The sequence below is a fragment of the Polystyrenella longa genome (genome assembly GCF_007750395.1).
In the GTDB taxonomy this organism is placed as follows: Bacteria; Planctomycetota; Planctomycetia; order Planctomycetales; family Planctomycetaceae; genus Polystyrenella; species Polystyrenella longa.
In genome coordinates, this window is the sequence record NZ_CP036281.1 from 4568225 (window position 1) to 4593336 (window position 25112).

The window sequence follows — 25112 nt, forward strand, 5'->3', positions numbered from 1 at the left end:
TGACTGAACCCACCGTGACGGGATTCACTCACCGATCACTAAGAGTTATACAGAAACCTGAATTCCAGGTGACTTGGAAGCAGACAGAGCCACGTTTCTCACGTAGACCCCTTTAGCAGCAGTCGGCCGAAGCTGATTGATGAATTCAAGCAATGCCGATGCGTTATCTCGAAGCTGATCGTTGGAGAAAGAAATCTTTCCGATCACGCAATGCACGTTGCCGGCATTGTCACAACGAAACTCCACTTTTCCTGCTTTGTAGTCTTTAACTGTCGTAGCCACGTCTGTGGTAACGGTTCCCGCTCGGGGTGAAGGCATCAGGCCTCGTGGACCCAAAACCCGTCCGAGTGGACCAACCAGGCCCATCATGTCCGGTGTGGCAATCGCGACGTCAAATCCGGTCCAGCCATCTTTGACTTTGTCAGCCAAATCTTTGGCCCCAACAAAATCAGCTCCAGCCTCTTCCGCCGCTGCGGCATTATCGCCCTGAGCGAAGACAAGGACCGTCTGGGTTTTCCCGATACCGTGCGGCAACACGATAGATCCACGGACGATTTGATCAGCCTGGCGAGGATCAACTCCCAGACGAACCGCCATCTGGACGGTCTGATCGTAGCGACAGGGTTTAATCGTATTTGGAAGCGATTCTTCCAACCCTTTTAAACAGTCAACTGCACCGGACAGATTAAGCGAACCCGCTTTATCCACCTGTTCGGCGAGATATTTCATACGTTTAGATTTAGCAGCCATTCGTTTTCCAATACTTACGTGGTGATAACGAGACAGACTCTCCCACATTGCCAACAGCGATTCCCGCTACTTGGCAACTTCCAGTCCCATACTGCGGGCTGTTCCCTCAATAATCTTCGAGGCTTGTTCGAGACTTCCAGCGTTCAGGTCTTCGTATTTGGTTTTCGCAATTTCGAGAACCTGCTCTTTAGTAACCGTTCCCACTTTTGTGTCTTTGGGACTACCGGAACCTTTAGCGATTTTCGCAGCCTGCTTAAGCAGAACTGCAGCCGGCGGGCTTTTGATCACGAATGTGAAAGAACGATCGTTAAATACGGTGATCACAGTCGGGCAGATCATACCATTCAATTCACGAGTCTGATCATTGAACTGCTGTACGAACTGGCCGATGTTCACCCCGTGCGGCCCAAGTGCCGTACCCACGGGAGGTGCGGGAGTGGCTTGTCCACCGGGAACTTGAACTTTGATCTCTGTAACAACCTGTTTAGCCATCGATATTACCGTTTACTTGTAAATTTCTGATTTATGCTACAAAAGTCGACCGAAGTCGAATTTCATCTTTATTAATCCGCACGTTCAACCTGCGGCTCATTTAAACAGATATAAATTGTGCTCCGGAGAATATCCGGATGAGCCTGTCAAGGGAAGGAGTACGCTGTTTTTTTGCTTATACTTTTTCGAGTTGCCAGTATTCCAGCTCGACAGAAGTCGATCGACCGAAGATTTCGATCAAAACGGTGATTTTACCGCTCGCTTCATCAATACTGTCAATGACTCCTTCGAAGTTCTGGAATGAACCTTCATTCACTTTCACCGTCTCACTTGGGGTGAAGCCAATCTCCAATTTGGCCGGTTCAAGCTCTTTATCCTCTTCGCGACCCATCATCCGGTCAATTTCTTCCTGCTGCATTGGCATTGGCTTGCCAGCGGCACCGGTGAAATCGCCCACTCCATTTGTATCGCGGATCAAGTACCAGGTATCATCCGTCAGAGTCATGTTAACCATGATGTAACCCGGATAGAGCTTTCGCTCCGTGATTTTTTTCTTACCGTTCTTGGTCTCTGCAACCTTTTCCGTTGGAACTACAATCTCGCCGAAGAATTCCTGCAGGTCTTCCCGCTTAATTCGCTTCAGCAATGCCTCTCTGATCGATTTTTCCCGGTTACTCTGAACCTTCAGAACGTACCATAACATCTTTTCCTGACCGGAAGATGTTGCCTCGTCTGAAGTGTTTTGTTCGTCCATTACCAGCCCCTGAGCCTGGGAAAGATCACCCGTGCGACCTACGCACAGAGTGATAATCACAAAAAAGGAAAACTTGTATGATGCATCGCCACAGGCAATATACCCACGGCAACATTGAGACCGACGTTTTCGTGTAGGCTTTAAACACCCTAAGCCAATTTAAGAACAATCGTTCCTAAACAGCCGAGCCGTAAACCAGACTAACGAACACCTAACGCCGTCAATACCCACTGCCAGAAGAGGTCACACACGAGCAGAAATGCCGCCAACAGAACCATTGTGACAATCACAACAACTGTTGATCGTTTAAGTTCTTCCCGACCGGGCCAGCTTACCTTGGCCATTTCCGCCTCGACTGCAATAAGAAAATCTGCAAATCGAGGATATTGAGTCAAACGAAAGCCGAACCAAGCAATAGGGACCAACAACCCGAACGCCAATGCCGCCTGCATTGACTCAGTCCAGTCATTTGGTGTCAGCTGCTTTGACGCAACCCAAGCCCCAGCGAACAGAATCAGAACGACTGACCAACTTGTGATCAGGCGAGTCCATCGACCCTGATTGCGTTTATATTGACCGAACCCAACCAGGCTGGACATTAAGTTGACGTTTTTTTCAGCTCTTGACATCGATCTCACTCAACCCCAAATCCGGCCGGAGCCAGTCAGATTGCTAACAGTTTCCGTTCTCATAGCCGTTCAACAGGTGAAACACGGGCGGAGGGACTTGAACCCCCAACCGCCGGATTTGGAATCCGGTGCTCTGCCAATTGAGCTACACCCGTAATTGCAGCGCATTCCCTGGAGAACACCCTGCTCCGATTATTTCTTACGAGATTCCTTGTGCAATGTATGTTTGCGCAATCTCGGACAATATTTCATCAGCTCCAAACGCTCGGTTCCCCGAGTCTCTTTGGAAACACGATAATTCCGCATGCCACTCTCAGTACATTCCAGCCAGACATATTCGCGGGCCATTAGTCATCTCGCTTATTTATTACTTGATCTTTGTATTTTAAAATCCTGGAGCCCAAACCCAAAGCGACCTGCCATACCCATTGAAACACAAGAGATATGGGCCCGCCAAAGGTACAGACAAGAATAGCCGATTGCCACAACTCGGCGGCAATCGGCGATTCCATGTTCCTGTCAACTACTCGACGATTTTCGTTACAACGCCGGAACCGACGGTACGACCACCTTCACGAATAGCGAAGCGACTTCCCTGAACCAGAGCAACTGGTTTTCCAAGCTCAACTTCAACTTTGACGTTGTCACCAGGCATACACATCTCGACGTTGTCGAGCAGATTCGTGGAGCCAGTCACGTCCGTAGTACGGAAGTAGAACTGAGGACGGTAACCAGAGAAGAATGGAGTGTGACGTCCACCTTCATCTTTACTCAGGACGTAAACTTCACCCTCGAACTTAGTGTGAGGAGTGATGGAACCGGGCTTAGCCAGAACCTGGCCACGCTCAACATCTTCTTTTTTAGTTCCACGAAGCAGGACACCGACGTTGTCGCCAGCCATTCCCTGATTCAAAGTTTTGTTGAACATTTCAACACCGGTACAGGTCGTTTCAGCAGTGTCTTTCAGCCCGATGATATGAATCTTGTCACCAACGGTACAGACACCCTGCTCAATACGACCCGTAACCACGGTTCCACGACCAGCGATCGAGAAGACGTCTTCAACAGCCATCAGGAATGGCTTGTCCGCTTCACGAGCAGGCTCAGGAATGTCAGAGTCCAATGCAGCCACCAATTCGGTGATGCAGTTGCTGAACTCGTCTTTATCGGGATTATCCAGAGCACCTTTGGCGTTTCCACGCACAATGGTGATGTCGTCGCCGGGGAAGTCGTACTTGTTCAACAGGTCGCGTACTTCCATTTCAACCAACTCAAGCAACTCTTCGTCGTCGACGAGGTCACATTTGTTGAGGAAGACGACCAACTGAGGGACGTTCACCTGACGAGCGAGCAGGATATGCTCACGAGTCTGAGGCATGGGGCCGTCAGCAGCAGAAACGACAAGAATCGCTCCGTCCATCTGGGCAGCACCAGTAATCATGTTCTTGACGTAGTCAGCGTGGCCCGGACAATCGATGTGGGCATAGTGACGGGTCGGCGATTCGTATTCAACGTGGCTCACAGCGATCGTCACAGTTTTCGTTTCATCTCGAACGGTACCCCCCTTAGCGATATCGGCATAACTTTTGAAGTTAGCCAGGCCTTTGGCAGCCTGAACCGATAGAAGAGCAGCAGTTAGAGTGGTTTTACCGTGGTCAATGTGGCCAATAGTACCAACGTTAACGTGTGGCTTAGTTCGCTCAAAAACTTCCTTAGCCATTTCTGATAGGTCTCCCTGTGACACTGTAATAGCAAGTACCTGAAATGGCACTCACCGAACGAGTTAAAGTAACTTCGCGCCTCTCAGGGAAGGAATATACAACCCCTAATCCCAGGCCAGACAAGAAAGACAGGCAAAAGCTGCTGAAGGGACTTGAACCCTTGACCTCGTCCTTACCAAGGACGCGCTCTACCGACTGAGCTACAGCAGCAACGAAAGAAACCTGCATACCTGCCTGATGATGATTACCGCGAAGCGAGGACACTTCTGCCTCCAATAACCCCGAAAACAAGTTCCGAGAGAATACCAGAGGGCTAAAATGTTGATCTCACCAGCAGAATCAGACCCGTGTGTGGGGACCCACCATCAAGACGTAACAAAGAGCGGGTGAAGGGAATCGAACCCTCACAACCAGCTTGGAAGGCTGGGGCTCTACCATTGAGCTACACCCGCATCGAACTGAACGAGACATACCGACAGGCAGTCGCCCCGACCCAGACTATCATGCATTCAGCAATTACAACAACCTTCACGAGCCCGGAAATAAGCCAGACTCGCAGAACCGGACGAACTCTCAACCCTTCCGACCACCCAGAAGACCGCTACAGACCCATCTCAACAGAGAGACGTGGCCTCCAGTAACGGAGATCGAGCACGCGAGAAAAAGAGAGCCGCATAAAGGAGTGGGGGAAGCAGGATTCGAACCTGCGAAGGCTGAGCCACCAGATTTACAGTCTGGCCCCTTTGGCCGCTCGGGTATTCCCCCCCGATTTTCGCTCCCAGTGACGTACAACTTTTGGACGCACCGACAGCAAACCTGTTACCCTCCACAAAATAACCCTCAAAGCCCACCCTTCAAGCCAAAGCCAGAAGAATACGGCAGATGTACAGAATTACTTAAACAGAGAGTTGTGCAGATGTTGCAGCCAAAGTCGGCAGATGAACATCTTCACAATGGAGCTAGCGGAGGGACTCGAACCCACAACCACCGGTTTACAAAACCGGAGCTCTGCCAATTGAGCTACGCTAGCAGATTTGTTGCTGCTGAGCTGCAAGCTGCTCACTATAGCGTTCCAAACAGACCTTGCAAGCGTTCCTCACCCCGAAAAAAGAAGTGAGAAACATTTTTCCACAGCAAACTGAGTAGTATAGAGGTCGCCCGGCAGCGCCAGGTTCGCTCGATTTCCCATGGTTGAACCCCATTCCGAGGAACAAGTCAGCCCCGGAAGCCGATTCGGAACTCAAATTGAGTACCTGATTGGACTTCTGCTGGAAAATCGGTGGGGGAATCTAATGTATTTGCCCATACAGGATCAACCCGAGTGCGTTCTCATTTCCAATAGTTTGCTCAATTCGTGAAACAACCATCCCCAAAACAACCCATTCCCAGGTTCTGTCAGCCAGATTCCTGCCATCGCTGGGTGTGTAAAACAAATAAAAAAACGCTGACCACCAGATTGATGGTCAACGTTTTCTATTTTCATCATAACTTTGCTGAGTGACCTACTTGTCACGTATCTATGTTCACGATTCATTTACAGTGAATCGTTAACATCACTCAGAAAATTATGGGCCTAGCTTCGATTACCCGAGGAGAGCCAGTACCTGTGAAGGTGTCTGGTTCGCGATGGACAATACCGAAGTACCGGCCTGACTCAGAATCTGAGCTCTTGTCAGGTTGGCAGTTTCGATGGCGAAGTCAGCATCGACGATACTCGAACGAGCTTCGGTAATGTTCTCCAAGGCTACAGAAAGCGTCGAGATGTTGGTCTCGATCACGTTCTTCTGAAGAGCACCGATACGACCACGAAGCGTGTTCACGCGGGAAATTGCTTCGTCAACGATGTCGACGAGGGTTGAACCAGGAACGGAAGGACCGACGTCGAGCAAGCTCTTACCGGCACCTGAACCAAGTTCGTACAGTTTACCCGAAGAACCACCCAGTCGAGCCGTGTTGATTGCATCGATACCGATACCGATCTGACCCTGTGAAGAAACTTCCTGACCGATCTGGAAGAGTGAACCCCCACCGGTGATCGTGATTGTCGAGGAGGTGGCTGTCGAGTTGCTACCTTCAGCCAATGTCAACGAGACGTCCAGGTTGGCCGTTTTCACAGAGGCTTTCAAACCGTTGGTTTGAGCTGTCTGACCGTTGATCGTCACTCCAATATCGACACCCGAGTCACGAGTCGCCACGGTGGTGTCGTCATTCAGAGTTGTGGAAAAAGTACCATCCAGAACATTGATGTCCACAAATTCGTTGGACCCATATTCGGAACTGGTGAACGTCAGTGACGAGTTTACACCATCAGAAACGGTACCAGCAGCTGCTGCTGCCAAAGTGTCGGTTCCGTTTCCATTATCAACGGCGGAAATCAGAGCATTCACAGTCTCATTGCCGTTAATGAAGGCTTCAACATCGTCAGCAGTCGAAGTAATCGTTCCGTCACCGTTGGTGGCGAGGTTAATTACGATCGTTTCCTGACCGTTCGCTTCAGTGGTGACAGTTGCACTCAGAGCCTGGTTGTTTCCGCTTGGATCAGCCAGTTGCACGGAGATCGCATTGGTAAACAACGCCTGACCGGAAGCTGAACCACGAGCATCTGTGAAGACGAGTCCGGCATCCTGCTGATCAACACCGTCACCCACCTGAGTAGAGGCGATTGCTTCAACGAGACCGGTTCCATCGTTACCAGCAGTATCAGCCACTGAAACTAAGGCATTCGCAGTAGCGTTTCCGCTAATAAGAGCGCTGACGTCATCCGCAGTCGAGGTAATCGTACCGTTGCCGTTTGTTGCCAGGTTGACAGTGATGTCATTACCTGAGATTGATAGACTTAACGACTGACTATTTGCCGAAGGGTCAGAGAAGGTGACACTGATTTTGTTTGTGAAATCACCCTGAGTTCCCGTTGCCCGAGCGTCAGTGAAGGTCAAATCATTATTCGCACCCGTGGAAACCAAATCGACTGTTCCAGCAACTGTTGCGATCTGCGTATTCACGGTCAACGTTCCGACAGAACCGTTGGTCGCTGTGGCAGTCACACCCGTTACACCAGTCGCAGCGTTAACAGCGTCGGCAATGTTGGCCGTTGAAGAAGCGGAGTCGAAGAAGAGCACCTGGCTCCCCCGTGACCCGGAGACTTCGAAAGTCGTTTTGCTGGTTAAAGCTCCACCGTTAAAGTTAAGTTCGGCTTTTTCAGCAGTCTGATTAACTTGCGCAACGACTTCGATCGTTGGGCTGGAGCCGAAGACGGCTTCGTTGATTTGGAAGTCAGACAGTTCAGCGGCGTCTGCTGTTGATAGTTGAGTTGTGAAGCCTTTGCTACCGTCGATCAGTTTTGATCCTGCGAAAGTCGTGTTCGCAGAGATACGGTTGATCGCGGAGAGAGCAGCGTCAATCTGCAGCTGGTTAGCCGAGATCTCTTCGTCTGACAACGCCCCGTCGTTCAAACCTTCCTGTACCAGACCACGAACCTGGTTGAGCAGACCGCTGATCTCACCGATGGCAGAGTCAGCCGTCGAGAGCACGTTATTAGCACGGTTTGAGTTTTTGATGGATTGCTCGATCGTGGTGATCTGAGCACGGAGAGTTTCGCCGGCGATCAAACCCGCCGGGTTGTCTTTACCGGAGTTAATCTGCAAACCTGTTGACAGACGTGTCAGGGAGGTTCCCAACAGATCGTTTGCCTTGTTCAAGCTTCGCAGACCTCGCAGTGAGGCAACGTTAGTGTTAATTCTTGTCATCTGATTTTGGCCTTTCTTACGACCGTTCTGTGTGACCCTCTAATGTCACATCCGGGAAACAGAGGATCAATATGTGCAAATCCTGTAAGCCTTCCTTGCCCGAGGGAATTCCTATCGTTTGCAACAAAGCAACCGAGAGATTATGTCGGACTCCTTGTTCCCTATGATGGACAGCCACGAGATAAGCCCGCCGGAGTGATTTCCCCACTCCGCTGAACAGGTTCTCGTGCCCATTCACAGAGAATGGCATCATCATGACGCACATTCCCGTCACCATTGCCCTATGTCTATGGGCCATCTCTCAGACACATCGACATGTGAGTTTAGGCTGTTTAGTGAAATTTGGTAAAAATGGAACTTTTTACAAACTTCTGCCCGATAAGGATTCAGTGGCTTTCTCAGAATCGGATATTTTTCCTTGACAATAGCTAATCTTTGGTGCGTCAAGCAGACTTACGATCAGAAAGATGAGTCCGAGGAAATACAAACCTCGCGAGCAACAATAGTCCCGTCAAAAACGTATCTTGCCTGACCAGTCCAAGCCGTTTTTTCCCTGAGATTCTCGTCGCATTTCTCACATAATCTCGATTTAAGCAAAGAATCCGACCAATATGTGAAGGTCGATTTTCACAGATTAAGTTCCTGGTCTGGCCCAGCCAGAATATTGGATAAAAATCAGAGCTTGGGATCGGGTACGATTCAAGCGGATTGGCAAATTATGCCGATTAAAAGGGTCGGGACGATTATTCGGGTTCAAGCTTTCCCAGCCAGGTCGACAGCAAGACCGACTTCAGAAATACAAGGCAGCGTGAACCGAGTGAACGTACTGGCTGTTTCCCGGGTGCCGCGTCCTGAAAGGGAGAGGCCCCGCGACTTGAAAACAAGTCTTTTCCCCTTTTTTTATAGAGGTCCCGCGATTTCCCCGGAATCATATTGACGTAAATTGAGGGTTGTGCAAAATACCGACCGAATCTCTGCAAGAATATTCTCTCCAGCTATATAAGGCTCTCTCTCAAGGAATGAGCGGGAGCGGCTTCAAGGAGGGAAATTTCCTGAGTGTAGAGAAACAAACTCGGTACAAAACACCAAGTCACATTCTGGAATCAATCAGTCAATATCGTCATGGCTCAAGCAAGGGCCAGGGTGAAGCAAAGGAGTGCTTTAGCAGTGAAAAAACTAGTTTTGTCAATCACCGCCGTTGCTGTCATGGGAATCATTCTTTCAACCTGTACGGTCGCCACCGCACAGAATTCAGCCGGTGGTTCAAGTGCACCACATAAAATCGGTTTGATTGACATGGCTCACATCTTCAAGAACTACGAAAAGTTCAAAGATGAGCGTAAACAAATCGAGGAAGATCTCAAATCAGCATCGGAAGGTGCTAAAAGTAAGCGTCTCGAAATTGAAAAATTACAGGAAATCCTGAAGGGTATCAGCCCTACCTCCTCTGAATTCAGCGTCAGAGAAAAAGAAGTAGCGGGAGCCGTCGCTGATTTTCAGGCCGATGCCAGCGCGATTAAACGTGAACTGGTCATGAAAGAGGCGGATCTGTATAAACGGACTTATCTGGAAGTCACTGACATCATCAGTAAGTATGCTAAAGCCTACAACTACACACTTATCTTGCGATACAGTGCAGAAACAGTGGAAGCAGATGATGGCCCACAAGACGTCATGCGTAAAATGGGCAGCCAGGTTGTCTTCCATCAGGAAAGCGACGATATCACCAACGCAGTCCTGAAATTCATGAATGATCAATACAAACCTTCGGCCGCAAGTCGCGGAACCGGAACCCGAAAATAGACGATGCGGTGATGCGGTCCACTTGGCCGTTGATACCAAATCAGTAGGACAGGAATCCCGGCAGTGTGGTGTCGTCATACTACACTGTCGCTTTAATCTGAGAGCAGGACCACGTGACCGCAAGCAGTCGATCGCAGACTCGCCAACAACAGACCATTAAAAAGTCTGTCTCATGCCGGGGTATCGGTTTCATCACCGGTGCGGAGATCGAAGTCCACTTTCATCCTGCCCACACAAATACGGGAATTCAGTTTCAACGAACAGATCAAGCCGGTCTCCCTGTGATACCAGCCCTGGTTGAATACTGTGTTCCTCGACAACGTCGAACAGCGTTACAGAATGGGGAATGTTCACTCGAGCTGACCGAACACGTTCTCGCTGCCCTGGCTGGGTTGCAGATCGATAACTGTCTGGTCGAAGTGAGCGGCGTCGAGTTACCCGGTGGAGACGGATCAAGTCTGATCTTCACCGAACCGTTGCTCGAAGCAGGTATCGAAGTTCAATCGGCACCTCGTCAGGTGCTGGTGATTGACCGGCAGATATCTGTTAAAAACGATCAACGGATGGAGTTATTTGTCCGACCTGCAAATCAGGCTGAAATGCAGATTGGGTATCAACTCGATTACGGTCCTCGCTCGCCGATATTTCCACAGGTTTTTCATCTTTCCATCTCTCCGGAAACTTTCCAGAGGGAGCTCGCCGCCAGTCGCACTTTTGTACTTCAGGATGAAGTTGAAGCACTTCGGGCATTGGGTTATGGAAAGCGGACCACCTACCAGGATCTCCTGGTGTACGGTCCGGAAGGAGTCATTGATAATAAGCCAAGATTTGTTGACGAATGTGTTCGTCATAAAATGTTGGATTGCGTTGGGGATTTTGCTCTACTGGGTTGCGATATTCACGGATACTTCCAGGCCTATCGTTCTGGTCACGAGTTAAATCGAAAACTAATCCGTCAAATTCGCACCGAGTATCGGGGGGAGTTGGAATCAGGCTCACGCCAAAAAGTGGCCTGAATCCATCGCAGATAGAGGCACAAGGATGTCGCCATGTCTCGGAAGATTTCACATTTAGCTTATGTCGATCCGCGAGCGGAACTAGCCGATGACGTTGAAGTCGGCCCGTTTTGTTATGTAGGTCCGCGAGTCGCCTTGGGACGAGGCTGTCGATTAGACAGTCACGTAACTCTGGTTGGCCACACGATTGTCGGGGAGCGTAACCGCTTCTATCCGAACGCCGTTGTGGGTGCGGATCCGCAGGATATCAGTTACCAGGAATCGGAAACAGAAGTCATCATTGGAGATGACAACGTTTTCCGTGAAGGGGTAACCGTTAATCGTGGAGCGGAAAAAGAAGATCACGTTACGCGCATCGGCAATCGAAATATGCTGATGGCGAACAGCCACGTCGCGCACAACTGCCATATCCATAATGGGGTCATCCTGGTGAATGGTGTGCTGCTGGGTGGTCACGTGCATGTTCACGATGGTGCCATCATCTCGGGGAACTGCGTCGTGCACCATTTCTCGACGATTGGCAAACTGTCATTCGTCAGCGGTGGCTGCCGTGTACCACACGACATTCCTCCCTTCATGCTAGCTGCGGGAAGTGATAATCCGACAATCCGGACAATCAATCTCGTCGGGATGCAACGTTCGGGAATCAGTCGAGAGACCATCAGCCTGATCAAACGCGCCTACAAAATGCTGTACCGCGAGTTCAAGACGCTCGATGAAATTCGGGAATTATTCTCGACTGAACTGGAAACTGTACTGCCCATCGAACTGGCGAGTTTGTTAACATTTATCGATCAACAACGCAAAGGACGCATGGGCCGCGCTAGGGAAGCGTTTCGGAATACCCCTGCATCTGCCGATGGATCGAAAGAACGGAGAGCGGCATGAGCCGGTTGAAACTGGGCGTAATCGGTGTCGGAGCACTGGGTCGACACCATGCTCGAATTCTATCCGAGATGAACGGAGTCGATCTAGTCGGCGTCGCGGAAGTCAATCCCGAACAGGGTCAATCCGTCGCGGCTGCCTGCAATACAACCTGGTACACCGACCCGAACGAATTGCTCGACAAAGTCGATGCGGCCTCCATTGTCGTTCCTTCTATCTATCACCTGGACGTCGCTAAAAAATTCATCAGCCGCGGCTTACCCGTGATGATCGAGAAACCGCTTGCTGCAACCTATGCCGACGCTTCGCGTATTTTTGAACTTGCTGAAAAGCACTCCTGTCTGGTTCAAGTAGGACATATCGAACGGTTTAATCCCGCTTTCCAGATGGTGGCCGATAGCTGTTCCACTCCTAAATACATTCGCTGCGAGCGCCTCGCCCCGTTTACCTTCCGATCTACAGACATCGGCGTCGTCCATGACCTGATGATCCACGATATCGATCTGGTCCTCGCACTCAACAATTCGCCGCTCGCCCGCGTGGAAGCTTTCGGCGCTTCTGTCGTCAGCGACCACGAAGACTGCGCCCAAGCCCGGCTACACTTTGAAAATGGCTGCATCGCCGACTTGAATGCCAGCCGGATTCACCCCGAAGCCCGCCGCACTCTGCATTGCTGGGGTTATGAGGGAAGTTTCACCGCCGACCTGAACACACGAGAAGTCTCATCTTTCAAACCGGGCGAAACATTAAAACATGGTCCATCGCTGACGGAACGGTCTCGACGACCGGGGGCCGATATCGAACAGATGAAACAAGACATCTTCGGTAAACAAATCGAAATGGATCAGGTCACTCTTCCGAAAGTGGATGCACTGACGGCCGAGTTACAGAACTTCGTCGACAGCATTCTGCAGGGTGTTCAACCTGTCGTAAACGCCCAAGCGGGTCTCTCCGCCATGGAAGTCGCCGAAGCCGTCCTTACGTCGATTAAGAGCCATCAATGGGAAGGTTCGAAAGCAGGCCCAGTTGGACCGCATTTCGAAATTCCCGCCGCAGCCGGTCTGCGGGTCGCTTAACGACAATTCGTCTACGAGCACGTCTCAATACACCCCTGCCGCCCATACGCCTGATTGCGCCAGCTTCAACTGGCGTCTGCCCTGGCCGAAACATATAATAAATCTCTTATCCGATTGCGTATCGAGGGAGATTTCTAATACATGTTTCGAATCGTTCATGAACGGGCGTTGTGGCTCGACTTTATCTTTGCAGGATTGATTCTGTGCGGATTTCTGACTCCAATTTCTGGAGCCGACCCCACCAGCAACGCCAATGAGAATCAGTTCTCAGCTGATCAGTTGGAATTCTTCGAGAAAGAGATTCGCCCGATTCTGGCGAACCGCTGCTACGATTGCCACGGTCCAGAAACGGAGGAAGCCAATCTCCGGCTCGACTCGCGCCCCTCAGTTCTAAAAGGGGGCGACACGGGGCCCAGCATCGTCCCTGGACATCCGAAACAGAGCGAACTGATCGATGCCATCAATTACGAGGCGGGCGGCTACCAGATGCCTCCAGACGGCAAACTGCAGGCCGAAGAAATCGCATCTTTAACCCGCTGGGTGCAAGAAGGGGCCCCCTGGCCTGCAGAAGAAGTTGAAGAATCTGCGACCGGTGACGGATTCAACCTGGCCGAACGAGCAAAGCATTGGTCTTTCCAACCAGTCAAGAAAGTGACTCCTCCAGCGGTCACGGATACCAATTGGCCCCTGCAATCGCTGGATCATTTCATTCTTCGTGAGCTCGAAAAGTCTGAAATCGCTCCCGCTCCACCGGCCGACAGCGAGGTTTGGCTCCGTAGAGTGACTTTCGACCTGACAGGACTACCACCAACAATTGAAGAACGAGACGACTTCCTCAACGACAATTCCGAAACCGCCTACGAGAAAGTTGTAGACCGTCTTCTGGCGTCCGATCAATACGGCGTGCGCTGGGGACGTCATTGGCTGGACCTGATGAGGTTCGCCGAATCATACGGTCACGAATTCGACTACGACATCTACCATGCCTGGCGCTACCGGGATTACGTCGTCAATGCCTTCAATCAGGACCTGCCCTACGATCAGTTCATTAAAGAGCATGTTGCCGGCGACTTGTTTGAAAATCCACGCCGATCCGCAACTGGTCAGAATGAGTCCGTACAGGCAACCGCCTTTTACTGGTTGGGCCAAGGTAAACATTCCCCCGTTGATATCCGCTCCGAAGAATGCGATCTCGTCGATAATCAGATTGATGTCCTCACAAAAAGTTTCCTCGGACTCACCGTCTCCTGCGCCCGCTGCCACGACCACAAATTCGATCCGATCACCACCAAAGATTACTATGCTCTCGCCGGTTACCTGCAGTCCTCCCGCTCGGACTGGACAATCATCAACGACACTCCTGCGGTTCAGGAAACGTTGCACCAACTGGACGAACTCACCACCACCGGTCACCAGAAAGTCAGCCAGAGAATTCTCTCCGAACTGGCTTTACAGCTTGAATCTGACAACACGCTGCTCAACCGCCTGAAGGAAGGATTGTTCGCGCAAGAGAGCATCTCTTCAGAAGCGCATCCATTCCATTTATGGAAAGAAATTGCTTCTAACGAGGACTCGGCCCGTAGACGAGAGATCCTGGGACAAGCGGATACCTCCATTAAAGAGGACGCAAAATTCCGCGAACAGGCCGTCTCCTTCGCGACATTCACACCAGCAGAATCGGCTGATTGGTTCCTGAGACATTTCGTAAAAGAAGAACGATTCTCTCAGTCGGGAGAACTCTCTTTGTCCGCACTTGGGGATGGAAAATGGGAATTCATCACCGGTGGTGCTCTGCACACTGGCCAACTTGGAAAGCAGATGCAAGGTTCTTACCGGTCGCCCACGTTTGAAGTTGAACACAATTTTATACACTACCGAATTCGTAAACAGGGTGGAGAACCGACACAAACCCGAGGATACAAACAAGGCCCGGTCAACTTAGTCGTCGATGGATTGATATTGATCAAGAACCCGCTGTACGGTTCCCTTTCACTCGCCCTTCCGATCGATGGATCCACTGTCTGGTTGTCCCAACAGGTCGACAGGGCGATAGGTCACCGGGCCTATATTGAGATTCTAGACGAAGACGATGGCGACATCGTCGTGGAAAAAATCCTCTTTTCGAACAATCCCAATCCCCCTCTGATACTTACGAATGAAGCCGTTTCCAGCACGCTGTTCGACATGGTTCCCATTGACGTCGATGATCCAATTGACGTCGATGCCGCCTGTTTCAATCTGATTAAAAATATCACTTCTCGGGCAGCCAACGATTTACGAGGTCTCAACCCGGCGGAGATCGAATTGCTCAATAACGTTTTGAGTGTGGCAGTTCCGCTATTTAACGAAGAGGTCCAGCATTCGATTGATCGTTTTCAATTGGCTGTGGAACAATTGCAGAAACAAATTCCGAAACCGGAAAAGATCACCGCAATCACCGCAGGCACTCCGGAAAATGAATACGTCTTGATTCGTGGCAATCATGAAAAACTCGGCGAGCCTGTTCCTCGACGATTTCTGGAAGCCCTCGATCCGGACGCCGCTAAGTCGGGTACAAACTCAAACCGGTTGAAACTGGCCGATAAAATTGCTTCACCAGAAAACCCATTAACCGCACGAGTCATCGTGAATCGACTTTGGTTACATCATTTTGGACGTGGCATCGTCGCTTCTCCCGACAATTTTGGAATCCTGGGGGAAGCTCCATCGCATCCGGATCTTCTCGATTTCCTGGCGACCGAGTTAGTACAACAGAAGTGGTCACTGAAAGCGATCCACCGTCAGATGGTTCTTTCCCAAACATATCGTATGGCGAGCGAACTGGCAGATGCTCATGCTGAAGAACAGGATCCTGCCAATCTGCTCTGGCACCGTATGCCGATCCGCCGCCTCGAAGCCGAAGCGATTCGTGATAGTGTGCTGTCCGTCTCTGGTCAACTCGATCTGAAACTGGGTGGTCTTTCAGTCTCACCCCACCTGACCGATTTCATGGAAGGACGTGGGCGACCGTCACAGTCAGGGCCACTGGATGGGGATCGGCGGCGCAGCATATATCTGATGGTTCGGCGCAATTTTCTCAACCCAATGTTTCTCGCTTTCGATTTCCCGACGCCCCATACTACGATGGGCCGCCGATCCGTCTCCAACGTACCCGCTCAGGCCCTCACGATGATGAACAACCCTTTCGTCGTGGTACAGGCAAAATTGTGGGCAGAATCAATTCTTGAAAACGAATCGGCCAGCGACTCGGATAAAGACCGAATCGTCCGCATGTATTTACAGGCCTTTGGACGAGAACCAAAACAGGAAGAGGTAGACCTCGGAGTCACCTTCCTCGAACAGCAACGGCAGGAATACACGGGTGATCCTGAAAGCGACTTAAAGAGCTGGTCCGACTACGCTCATGTTCTGTTCAATGTAAAAGATTTCATCTACCTCAATTGAATGACATCGCCGGACTGCGTGGCCCTGACTTAAGATTCTAATCAATTAAAATCGTCTGAGTTTCTTATGCAATACGATCCTCTTCATCCCCAAACGCCAACGCGTTTTTCATTTTCGCGCCGTCAACTCCTACGGCAAGCTTCCACTGGCTTCGGGGCCTTGGCCATGTCAGCTTTGGCACCGCAATTCGGATTGGCGGGGCAGGATGGTGCTCAAAATGGGTTATCACTACCGGCTACCCACCATCCCTCTAAAGCCAAGCATGTCATATTTCTGTATATGGATGGAGGAGTCTCTCATATTGACTCCTTCGACCCCAAACCTCAATTGGACAAAGAGCACGGTCAGCCATTCAAAATGAAAGTGCAACCGACGCAGTTCGATGACGTCGGCAAAGTATTAAAATGCCCTTGGAAGTTCAAAAATCACGGAGAGAGTGGCCTGCCGATCAGCGAGTTGTTCCCCCACATCGCCCAGCATGCAGATGAATTGTGTGTCGTCCGCTCGATGACCTCCAGCTTTTCGGAACATACGAACGCCAATTATTTTCTCCACACAGGCCATGGGTTACAGGGACGTCCTTCGATGGGCTCGTGGTTTACTTATGGGCTGGGGACTGAAAGCGAAAACTTACCCGGATTCGTTGTTCTGATGGGTGGATTGATGCCACCGGGCGGCGTTGACTGCTTCCACAATGGATTTCTTCCGGCGGCCTATCAAGGTTCCATATTCAAAAAAGGAGAGGTGCCGGTTGCCGACCTGTTGCGTTCGGAAAAAACAGAATCGGCTCAACGACGAAAACTGAATCTGTTACGTCAACTTGACGAGAATGTCCTCGACCAGGCGGGGGAACACGACGAACTGGAATCGGCCATTCGAAATTACGAACTCGCCTTTCGCATGCAGACAGCCGTCCCCGACCTGGTTGACCTCAGTCAGGAAACGGAATCTACTCAGAAGAACTATGGACTGGATTCCACCGACGAACACACGCGCAGTTATGGGCGACAGTGCTTGACGGCCCGGCGACTTGTCGAACAGGGAGTTCGCTTCATTGAGTTGACCTGTCCCAAGATCGGAGGGCTTGATCGCTGGGACCAGCATTCTGGCCTGAAATCGGGGCATGAGAAAAACGCGAAGGCGATCGACCAACCCGTTGCTGCGTTAATTGATGATTTGAAGGAACGGGGATTGCTGGACGAGACCCTAATCGTCTGGGCAGGGGAATTTGGGCGTACACCGATGGCTCAGGGAAGTGATGGACGAGACCACAATCCGTTTGGATTCACCATCTGGATGGCGGGTGGCGGTGCCAAAGGGGGCACGATCTACGGTGCCACAGACGAATACGGATACTATGCTATTGAGAACAAACTGCAAATTCATGACTTACACGCCACGATGCTGCACCTGCTTGGAATGGACCACACCCGATTAACCAAGAGGTTCAGTAGCCGAGACATGCGTTTAACCGACGTCCATGGAAAAGTTGTCCACGACATCATCAGTTAAATTAGAACCCATCCTGAAACCCGGTTGTGGTTCTCTTAGAGCATTTAAAATAGGGTTGGTTTTGAGCCATCAGAGGGTTTCAGGACCACTTGAAAATGAAAAAGAGGGACGCCGAATTCGACGTTCCTCTTTTTCAATAATTCAATTTTCCGTTACGCTTTACTTCGCGACCAGCTGATTGGGTTGAGACCAGTTAATACGGGCCAGCAGAGTATCACCGCGATACCCTCCGAATGGGCGGTGTTCTCCCACAGTGACCCAGGACTGGTCAGGGCTCACATTCGTGATATTGAAATTCCCCATCAACGCGACGCCACGAGGATCATTCTTGGGATCCCCGAGCAAAGGAAGGACCACCTGCTCCGTCTCACGTTTCAAACGCATCGTTTGGGTATCGACTTGCGCCATGTAGATGGGGGCACGATAACGAATCACCTTCGCGTTCTCTTCAGCGCGACGCGTATAGACCAGATACAGGGCATCCGAATGCTCGAGCCAATGCTGTTGTGTTGTGGACATCACGAGAGGCTCGCCATCCTCCCAGCTCCACGCTTGCTGTTCTTCCCATTGTAAACCATCATCAGAGACAGCTACGTAGCCACGTTCGTCTTCCGCGCGAATCGTGACATAGAACTTGTCCCCGTAATGAATCATGGAAGGTTCCAGCAGTCCGCGTTTGACACCATTGTGCAGAGCGTTGCCTGTTTCCACGACCGTGATATCTTCCCCATCGAACTGACATCGAATGGTCGATATCGAGCGGGCTTCATCGACAGTCGCTCCATAGGTCAAAGGTATGAGTAATTCTCCATTCTCAAGAGTGACCCGCTGTCCGCAATTGCTGGTGTAAATAAACGCCCCTCTGGGGTCTTCCCAGGTTAACTTACGTGGCGTGGACCATGCTCCCTCGGCATTACGAATAGTATAAACCGGCCAGCGATTCAATTGAGGACGAGCCAGAACCCCGTCTCGATAAAAGACGTTATGTCCCATGGCAATCGACGTGTTGGTCTGCGGATGAAATTGCGGTGTCACGTCGCATACACCAACTTCGTGCCTGGCATCAAACGGAGTACGACCCAATCCAGAAATCAGTTCGGGATCGCTCCAGCTCTTCCCACCATCTTTGGACAGGGTCCAGTGAACCGGACCAAAGACATCGGATCCGCTGATGGACTGCAAGGTCATCAACACCTCGTCCTGTTGCCCTGTCGGGACAACACAGGCACGCGGGTGAAACCAACGGGATTCTCCCGAGCGACCGTTGAAGAGAATTTCGGACTCGATTGATTTAATCAAACCCGAATTCTCCTTCTGCTCTGCTGTCGCCAGCTGACCGGCTGACAGTAGAGCCATAGCAGCGGCAGATTGAGCCAGAAATTCTCGACGGTTGGGAAAGGAGGAGTATTCAGTCGGATTCATATCACCAGTTTTCACAGAATGAAGAGTTCAAGTGAGATTAAAGAGGAGTCCTCATCCTACTCACCATGATGACCCCATGCTACTTCTCTTTTATATGGGAGAGGGGGCCCCGAATTGAGATCGACGAATCAGGGTTTGGGAGCAAAGGTTTGAAGTCGTGCCAGTTGGTCGAAACTGATCTTTGGTTTTCCGGTAGTATCAACGAAACCAGAGGCAGCATACCGATTAGGACTGCCATCATGAAAATGCTCGAACTGAATACCTGTCACAGACTCTTTTGCAATCATCAGAGAGATTACTTTTTCGTACCAATCCGCCTGACTTTGTAGAGATACGAGATGGGTCTGTTTAGAATCAACTTGAATTCGAGAATTTTCCTGCGTCTCTCCCGAAGAAGGAGCCGCCAGAACAACTTGTAAAGGAATGCCGAGAGAACTCCAATAATCCACGATCCTCGAAAGTTCTAACCAGTCGAAGGAGGGAACACGATTATTTTCATACCCGTCCGTCAGGACAAGTTTCAATGAACTCAGTTTACCACGTGCACGAGTAAGGACATCAACGAATGTCAGTGATGTGAGAAGATATCCACCGTCACCATGATACACCCCCCAGGGATCTGTCACGAGCAGCGAGATCTCCAGTTGGTTGTCTATCTGCTGCATGATTTCGAGAGACCGACTTAGAAACCGCAGCCTTACTTCCTCGGACAGAAAGCTCCATTCTTCGTCGGCGGCTCCCATCTCACTGTTGACGGAGAGATCCCATTTACGAATTTTCCCGGCAAATCGAGAGACTATAGTCTCGATAAAATCACAGAGCAAACTCTGCATGCTGATTGCATCACCCTGCCATTGCTTCAACCAGGCTGGCAGTCCTTCGCTGGAAAAATCGAGTAAAGGACCGGCAGAAACAATCTTGTTCTGACTGATCAGGAAATCGATCGTTTCATCGATCTCTTCCACCCGAGGAGATGACCGGAGTTCCTCATCCATGTTCCAATGCAGAGGCAACACGAATTCGTCGAATCGTGCTAGCAGTGATTTCAGGTTTTCTTCGTTCTCTTCTTTTTGAAAATCAAAACTGACCCCGCAGGAGTAATGCAGGGGGGGCACGGTATAGCGGCGACTTTGCAATTTCATGCGTTGACCGATAAAGCTCGACATTAAAATGTCGGACGCCGCTTGAGCCTGTTCCAAGGCAGCGCCCCCCAATCGGGAGGATTCTTTGATATTGGTCTGAGTCTGTACACCTTGAGAAAGAAACTCGTGAGCGCGATCCAGACGTTCGTAGAACTCCGCCGGAATCGTCATTCCCATAATCTGCCAGTTTCCAGACTGGTTTCGCAAAGCTGAAACTTTGCCACGCGCTAACTCCACCAACAGCGAGTAGGGCTCTTCCCGTTCCATAAGAGAACCCGTTTGGAAAAGAACATCGCCCAATTGTTCCAGAGGCCAGGGAAAAGAGAGCTTTGCACTCCGCTCATCCGCCTTGCGAATGGCTATCTGGTTATCCTGCACCAGCAGCTGCTGTCCCGGAAAGACTTTGCCTTCGTAGCTGACGAGAAACGCCCGATCACCCAGTCGATTCATTAATTCGTTTGAATTTTGCTCCGGGTCGAAAGCAAATCGGATTACACCCATGCTGTTCCCTTTGTCTGACCCGATTCAATACATGTTCAGTGATAAGGAGTTCAGGATAAACGCCATAGACGTATTACCCGGAAGGAACGGCAAACGGGACAATCCCGGTGCTGGAGATGAAGGAGAGGTTAGCTTGTGACCGAATTGCGGAATCGACTACCCATTTCGACCAGATCGTGACGACATATCTTCAGTTCATTTCCGCCACAAACTGCGGTCTCTCAGTGTACTTGTGTCGTCAAGATTGTTCAAGAAGGTGACGAATGTTAGACTTTTCCAACGTCAGCTCCTTCCCCTTGTATACGGAAGACCGCCGCTCGATCTTCATGTCGTCCGGTCACAGAGCCTCCTTTTTCGAAAAACAGTCAGAGGTAAGTGGAAAGATCTTCCGAAAAGGAACGTCGTAACGACGTCCCTTCCCTAGAAGCCCACCCTCTACTCGTCCTGACAGAACGTTGCTAATTTCTACCCCGGAGTTGTTTGATGTCATCAGCTGCATTCGTACAAAGTAATCTTACAGGGATTCCGGTGAAACGGGGCAAAGTCCGGGACGTTTATGATTTTGGCGACCGACTCCTGTTCGTCGCGACTGACCGCATTAGCGCCTTCGACTGGATCATGCCCAACGGCATTCCGGATAAGGGTCGTGTGTTGACTGGTATCAGCAAGATGTGGTTTGACCGACTGGAAGTCTCGAATCACTTGCTCAGCATGAATCCGGCCGATCTCGACCTACCGACCGATGCGCCACTGGACGCACTCATAGGCCGAAGTATGGTCGTCCGCAAAACGGAAGTCGTGCCAATCGAATGCGTTGTGCGAGGTTATCTGTCCGGTTCAGGCTGGAAAGAATACCGCGAACAGCAAACTGTCTGCGGAATCGAGCTACCGGCAGGCCTCCAGGAATCGGCTCAACTTCCCGAGCCAATTTTCACTCCAGCAACCAAAGCCGAATCAGGGCATGATGAGAACATCCCGTTTAAGGTAATGTGCGATCAGGTCGGTAACGAACTTTCAGAGAAACTCCGTTCACTCTCGTTCGAAATCTACCAGAAGGCGGCAAGCTTCGCTCAAACCAAAGGGATCATACTGGCCGATACCAAATTCGAGTTCGGTTTGCTGGATGGCGAGATCATCCTGATCGACGAAGTGTTGACTCCCGATTCATCCCGGTTCTGGCCGATGGACACTTACAAACCGGGCGGCCCTCAGTTCTCGTTCGACAAACAATTCGTCCGCGACTGGCTCGAATCAACCGATTGGGACAAAAACAGCGAACCTCCCACCCTGCCCGAAGAAATCGTCACCCAGACAAGAGCGAAGTACATCGAAGCCTATGAGTTGCTGACCGGGGAAGAGTTTGGTTGGAAGTAGGGTTCAGCAGTTCTTACGAATAAAAGAGTTCCTCAATACCAAACACCACTTTAAAGGTATTAGTTCTCCGAAAGGAAGAGGCCTCTTTCCGAAATCAGAACGAATTACGTCAATCCAATCAATTATGTTTTGCAGCGACTCCAATAGGAGCATCACTACATTCACTCAATTCCAACGGAAGCATCTGGGTTTCGACTGGAATAAAACATCTTAATTGGCAGGGTCGCTAGATCAGAATCCGCAGGTACGAAAAATGGAATGCGAATTTTATTGAAAAGCTGTCCAACCTCTATTTTAGTCTGATTCGCCCGCATTCCCTGCCTGTCAAGAGGTAAATAAGGACCTTCTAACCCAAACAGGTTTTCTCCAAGGCAAAAGGCTTCGCCCCATAGCAGCCCCTTTTCTTCCGAAACCAAAGCTAAGATCACGTTGGTTCGTGAGTCGACTTTTCGATCTTTGAGAAAATCTAATTCGTCAACCGAACGTGTTATTTTCGACTTGTTCTCTTCATAAACACGCTTGGTCATGTCACTCCCAAAGTACAAGCAGATTTTTGTAGAAGACGACTCATCGTATTGCAGATCGTTCTTTAGGATCGCCTTCACCATTAATTCGGAGAGTTCGTTTCTTTGTTCCAGTGACATGGTTGGATAGGGTGATTCAATATGGAGTTCTACACCAAGGGGAGTATCAGGTGTGAATAAAGCAGGCTCGTTATTTCGAAACGCATCGATGCTCCTGGCTGCTGCCGTCGACACCAGTGGGATTTTCATGAAGCGTTTTTTCAATCCATCGGCTGAGCCGATATTTTTAAATAAAAACAAGTTGTTACCTTGGAGCCAATGTTTTCCACCTGAACCTCTCGTATGTCTATTTATGTAGAAAATAACTGGCATACGATTGGTTTCGGTATCGATGAGATGTTTCCCAGATATGGCCACCAATCCGGGCTTCGCAAGAGAATGAACATTTTGGTTTTCCCTCCCTATAATCAGCAGGTCCAGGTCCTTGAATTTGCTGATCCGATGAAAATTTCCGTCGCTTAAAAGATAAGTCAGAATAACAAATTGAGCGACGTCATTTCCTTCACGAATCAAGACATGAATAGAGTCTCGAGAAGTATCAATCGCCCAACCTAAGACGCCGAGAAAATGCAGCTCAAGATCTTTGCCTGGAATAATTTTTCCTGTGATTTTTTTCTGAGTGATATCGAAGAAATTGAGCGATCGATCCATCATACCGTCGATTAATAAATAACGTCGATCAGGAGTTAACCGAGTCCCTCCTCCAAAGTGATCTAGAAAGTTTCCAAGACCCTGCGGCATATTTTTTGACCATACGAGTTCCGTTGAAATGGTTGATAACCCGTTAATCTCCATTCCTGAACTATTTGAGAGTTGACGCTTTAGTACAGTGTCATTTGGACCTTTAAACTGAACTTCGTAAGCGTCACTGTTGAGTGCTTGTGAGTTAGGTTTTAGCCTCGCCATAGTCTTCGAGACGTCATACTTTATTCCCTTTAAATCATTGTAAATGATCAAAGTATCTTTATTCTGCAAGTCGAACAGGTTCGCCAATTTCTTCTCTGAGTTGACAGGAAATTCGCTGATGATATCTCCGGTCTCTCCATCCAGAATCCAAAGGGGACTTACCTGACTCTCAAACTCTACCTGTGGCTTTTTTCTATTAATATTAGAACGCTGTTTCGATTCCCGTCTTCTCGAGGAAGTTTCTGGCACAGCGCTTTCGCCTGTTGCGTTGATCACAGTGAATTCGCGTGTCACTAAAGCAAGCCGGCTACCATCAGGCAAGAATTGCAGTTGCTCAACTTGCCCGCTGATGTTTGACTTTAGTTGGAGATATTCATTATTTCGCAGATCGACTCTTCCCAACACCTTCTCTTTGGAGTCATTCTGAAGTGTTTCGACAAAGATAAATGGCGATTCAGTATCACAAATGTGGATTCGAGTAATTCGTCCTGGAATTTCAATTTCTTCAGAACTGAATTGATCACTAGAGAAGTCCATTTCTGGTTTTTCAATTTCAACATTCCATCCCCCTTCCACATAGCTCCCTTCAGCCCCTTCATTCACCTTCGTTTGCGACAACGAATCTTGCCCTTCAGTCACCTCCATTTTTTTGCTGGATTCTGTTGAACCAGCACCAGAATCCGATGCCGCCTGAGTCCCCATTTCACTCTTTGCAACTGCAGCTTCCTCGTCAATGCCCCTCATCATTGTTACAGAGATCGCGATTCCTCCGCCAACGAGGAGAAGCAGGCCAATGGCGATTCCACCGATGAGCAAGAAATTGTTGCTCTCCGATTTCTTTTTCTTTTTTCTCGAACGCTGTCGCCCCTTTGGGTTCGATGCTGTTTGGGTACGGCGAAGTGGTGCGAATTCATCCGATGTATTTTGAGTGGAATGAGTCCTTTGCTGACTTGCGGACGGCCGCATTCGGGCTTGCCTCCCGGATGAAGAACTTGCTACAGCTGGAACCTTCACAGCAGATCCACAGTTCTTACATTTGAAGGAACGTCCGGCGTATTCGTCTTTGACCTGATAAGGTCGGTCACAGTCGGGACACGTGAGGGATATCGTCATGGAGGCTGACCCTGGAATTTGCTAATCAATCAACCTGCGCCCAGATCTATTTCACACTTTCCAACTACAACTTCGCTCGGAGAGCAATGCGCAAGACGGTCGCAACTTAGTTCTCAGATGGATGTAAGGCAAATATGCATAACAGAAATGCTGGCAAGAAATGAGTATCGACGTCTGAAGGAGACTTCCGATTTAAATTGTCATTTACAGACGGACACTATGTTGCCAAAACAGAGACCTTC

18 protein-coding genes and 5 tRNA genes are annotated in these 25112 nt (G+C 49.9%); 7 read left to right on the forward strand and 16 right to left on the reverse strand.

From position 1 onward, the window contains the following. Positions 1 to 45: 45 nt before the first annotated feature. The 13 genes from rplA to Pla110_RS16970 form a co-directional block, all read right to left on the reverse strand. Positions 46 to 750 (reverse strand): 50S ribosomal protein L1, encoded by a 705-nt coding sequence (gene rplA, locus Pla110_RS16910; protein WP_144997373.1) that lies wholly within the window; start codon positions 748 to 750, stop codon positions 46 to 48. Positions 751 to 816: 66 nt separating this feature from the next. Then, positions 817 to 1242 (reverse strand): 50S ribosomal protein L11, encoded by a 426-nt coding sequence (gene rplK / locus Pla110_RS16915; RefSeq protein WP_144997374.1) that lies wholly within the window; start codon positions 1240 to 1242, stop codon positions 817 to 819. A gap of 175 nt (positions 1243 to 1417) precedes the next feature. Next, positions 1418 to 2056, reverse strand: a complete 639-nt coding sequence (nusG, locus tag Pla110_RS16920) for a transcription termination/antitermination protein NusG (protein ID WP_231742539.1) — start codon at positions 2054 to 2056, stop codon at positions 1418 to 1420. A gap of 140 nt (positions 2057 to 2196) precedes the next feature. After that, positions 2197 to 2595, reverse strand: a complete 399-nt coding sequence (secE, locus tag Pla110_RS22700) for a preprotein translocase subunit SecE (RefSeq protein WP_197440252.1) — start codon at positions 2593 to 2595, stop codon at positions 2197 to 2199. 112 nt (positions 2596 to 2707) lie between these two features. Beyond that, a tRNA-Trp gene (locus Pla110_RS16930) sits at positions 2708 to 2780 on the reverse strand. Positions 2781 to 2817: 37 nt separating this feature from the next. Continuing rightward, complete coding sequence (gene rpmG / locus Pla110_RS16935) at positions 2818 to 2973, reverse strand: 50S ribosomal protein L33 (protein WP_144997376.1); 156 nt, start codon at positions 2971 to 2973, stop codon at positions 2818 to 2820. Between the two features lie 175 nt (positions 2974 to 3148). After that, positions 3149 to 4345, reverse strand: a complete 1197-nt coding sequence (gene tuf / locus Pla110_RS16940; RefSeq protein ID WP_144997378.1) for an elongation factor Tu — start codon at positions 4343 to 4345, stop codon at positions 3149 to 3151. Between the two features lie 138 nt (positions 4346 to 4483). Next, positions 4484 to 4556 (reverse strand) — tRNA-Thr (locus Pla110_RS16945). Between the two features lie 171 nt (positions 4557 to 4727). Then, a tRNA-Gly gene (locus tag Pla110_RS16950) sits at positions 4728 to 4798 on the reverse strand. Positions 4799 to 5029: 231 nt separating this feature from the next. After that, a tRNA-Tyr gene (locus tag Pla110_RS16955) sits at positions 5030 to 5111 on the reverse strand. Positions 5112 to 5300: 189 nt separating this feature from the next. Next, positions 5301 to 5376, reverse strand: a tRNA-Thr gene (locus Pla110_RS16960). Positions 5377 to 5929: 553 nt separating this feature from the next. Continuing rightward, positions 5930 to 8092 carry a flagellin N-terminal helical domain-containing protein gene (locus Pla110_RS16965; protein WP_144997380.1) on the reverse strand — a complete coding sequence of 721 codons (2163 nt, stop codon included), beginning with the start codon at positions 8090 to 8092 and terminating at the stop codon, positions 5930 to 5932. A gap of 16 nt (positions 8093 to 8108) precedes the next feature. Continuing rightward, on the reverse strand, positions 8109 to 8348 hold the full coding sequence (locus Pla110_RS16970) for a hypothetical protein (protein WP_144997382.1): 240 nt from the start codon (positions 8346 to 8348) through the stop codon (positions 8109 to 8111). 911 nt (positions 8349 to 9259) lie between these two features. Between Pla110_RS16970 and Pla110_RS16975 the strand changes: the two genes are divergently transcribed. The 6 genes from Pla110_RS16975 to Pla110_RS17000 all read left to right on the forward strand — a co-directional run bounded on the left by Pla110_RS16975 (position 9260) and on the right by Pla110_RS17000 (position 17828). Then, positions 9260 to 9895 (forward strand): OmpH family outer membrane protein, encoded by a 636-nt coding sequence (locus Pla110_RS16975; RefSeq protein ID WP_197440253.1) that lies wholly within the window; start codon positions 9260 to 9262, stop codon positions 9893 to 9895. Between the two features lie 113 nt (positions 9896 to 10008). Then, positions 10009 to 10911, forward strand: coding sequence for a UDP-3-O-acyl-N-acetylglucosamine deacetylase (gene lpxC / locus Pla110_RS16980; protein WP_144997386.1), 903 nt, complete (start codon positions 10009 to 10011; stop codon positions 10909 to 10911). Between the two features lie 33 nt (positions 10912 to 10944). Beyond that, positions 10945 to 11799, forward strand: coding sequence for an acyl-ACP--UDP-N-acetylglucosamine O-acyltransferase (gene lpxA, locus Pla110_RS16985; protein WP_144997388.1), 855 nt, complete (start codon positions 10945 to 10947; stop codon positions 11797 to 11799). Then, entirely contained in the window at positions 11796 to 12872 is a 1077-nt protein-coding gene (locus tag Pla110_RS16990; protein WP_144997390.1) for a Gfo/Idh/MocA family protein, read from the forward strand. The genes lpxA and Pla110_RS16990 overlap by 4 nt, the downstream gene beginning before the upstream one ends. Positions 12873 to 13013: 141 nt before the next feature. Next, positions 13014 to 16316, forward strand: coding sequence for a PSD1 and planctomycete cytochrome C domain-containing protein (locus Pla110_RS16995; protein ID WP_144997392.1), 3303 nt, complete (start codon positions 13014 to 13016; stop codon positions 16314 to 16316). Between the two features lie 165 nt (positions 16317 to 16481). Next, positions 16482 to 17828, forward strand: a complete 1347-nt coding sequence (locus Pla110_RS17000; RefSeq protein ID WP_231742541.1) for a DUF1501 domain-containing protein — start codon at positions 16482 to 16484, stop codon at positions 17826 to 17828. Positions 17829 to 17987: 159 nt separating this feature from the next. Here Pla110_RS17000 and Pla110_RS17005 read toward each other — a convergent pair whose 3' ends face one another. Both Pla110_RS17005 and Pla110_RS17010 read right to left on the reverse strand, forming a co-directional pair. Next, entirely contained in the window at positions 17988 to 19250 is a 1263-nt protein-coding gene (locus Pla110_RS17005; protein WP_144997396.1) for a sialidase family protein, read from the reverse strand. A gap of 128 nt (positions 19251 to 19378) precedes the next feature. Beyond that, complete coding sequence (locus Pla110_RS17010) at positions 19379 to 20893, reverse strand: endo-1,4-beta-xylanase (protein ID WP_144997398.1); 1515 nt, start codon at positions 20891 to 20893, stop codon at positions 19379 to 19381. 483 nt (positions 20894 to 21376) lie between these two features. Between Pla110_RS17010 and Pla110_RS17015 the strand changes: the two genes are divergently transcribed. Further along, positions 21377 to 22267 (forward strand): phosphoribosylaminoimidazolesuccinocarboxamide synthase, encoded by an 891-nt coding sequence (locus Pla110_RS17015; RefSeq protein ID WP_144997399.1) that lies wholly within the window; start codon positions 21377 to 21379, stop codon positions 22265 to 22267. Positions 22268 to 22428: 161 nt separating this feature from the next. On the opposite strand, the gene Pla110_RS17020 is transcribed toward Pla110_RS17015, so the two are convergent. Continuing rightward, on the reverse strand, positions 22429 to 24723 hold the full coding sequence (locus tag Pla110_RS17020) for a hypothetical protein (protein WP_144997401.1): 2295 nt from the start codon (positions 24721 to 24723) through the stop codon (positions 22429 to 22431). Positions 24724 to 25112: the final 389 nt, after the last annotated feature.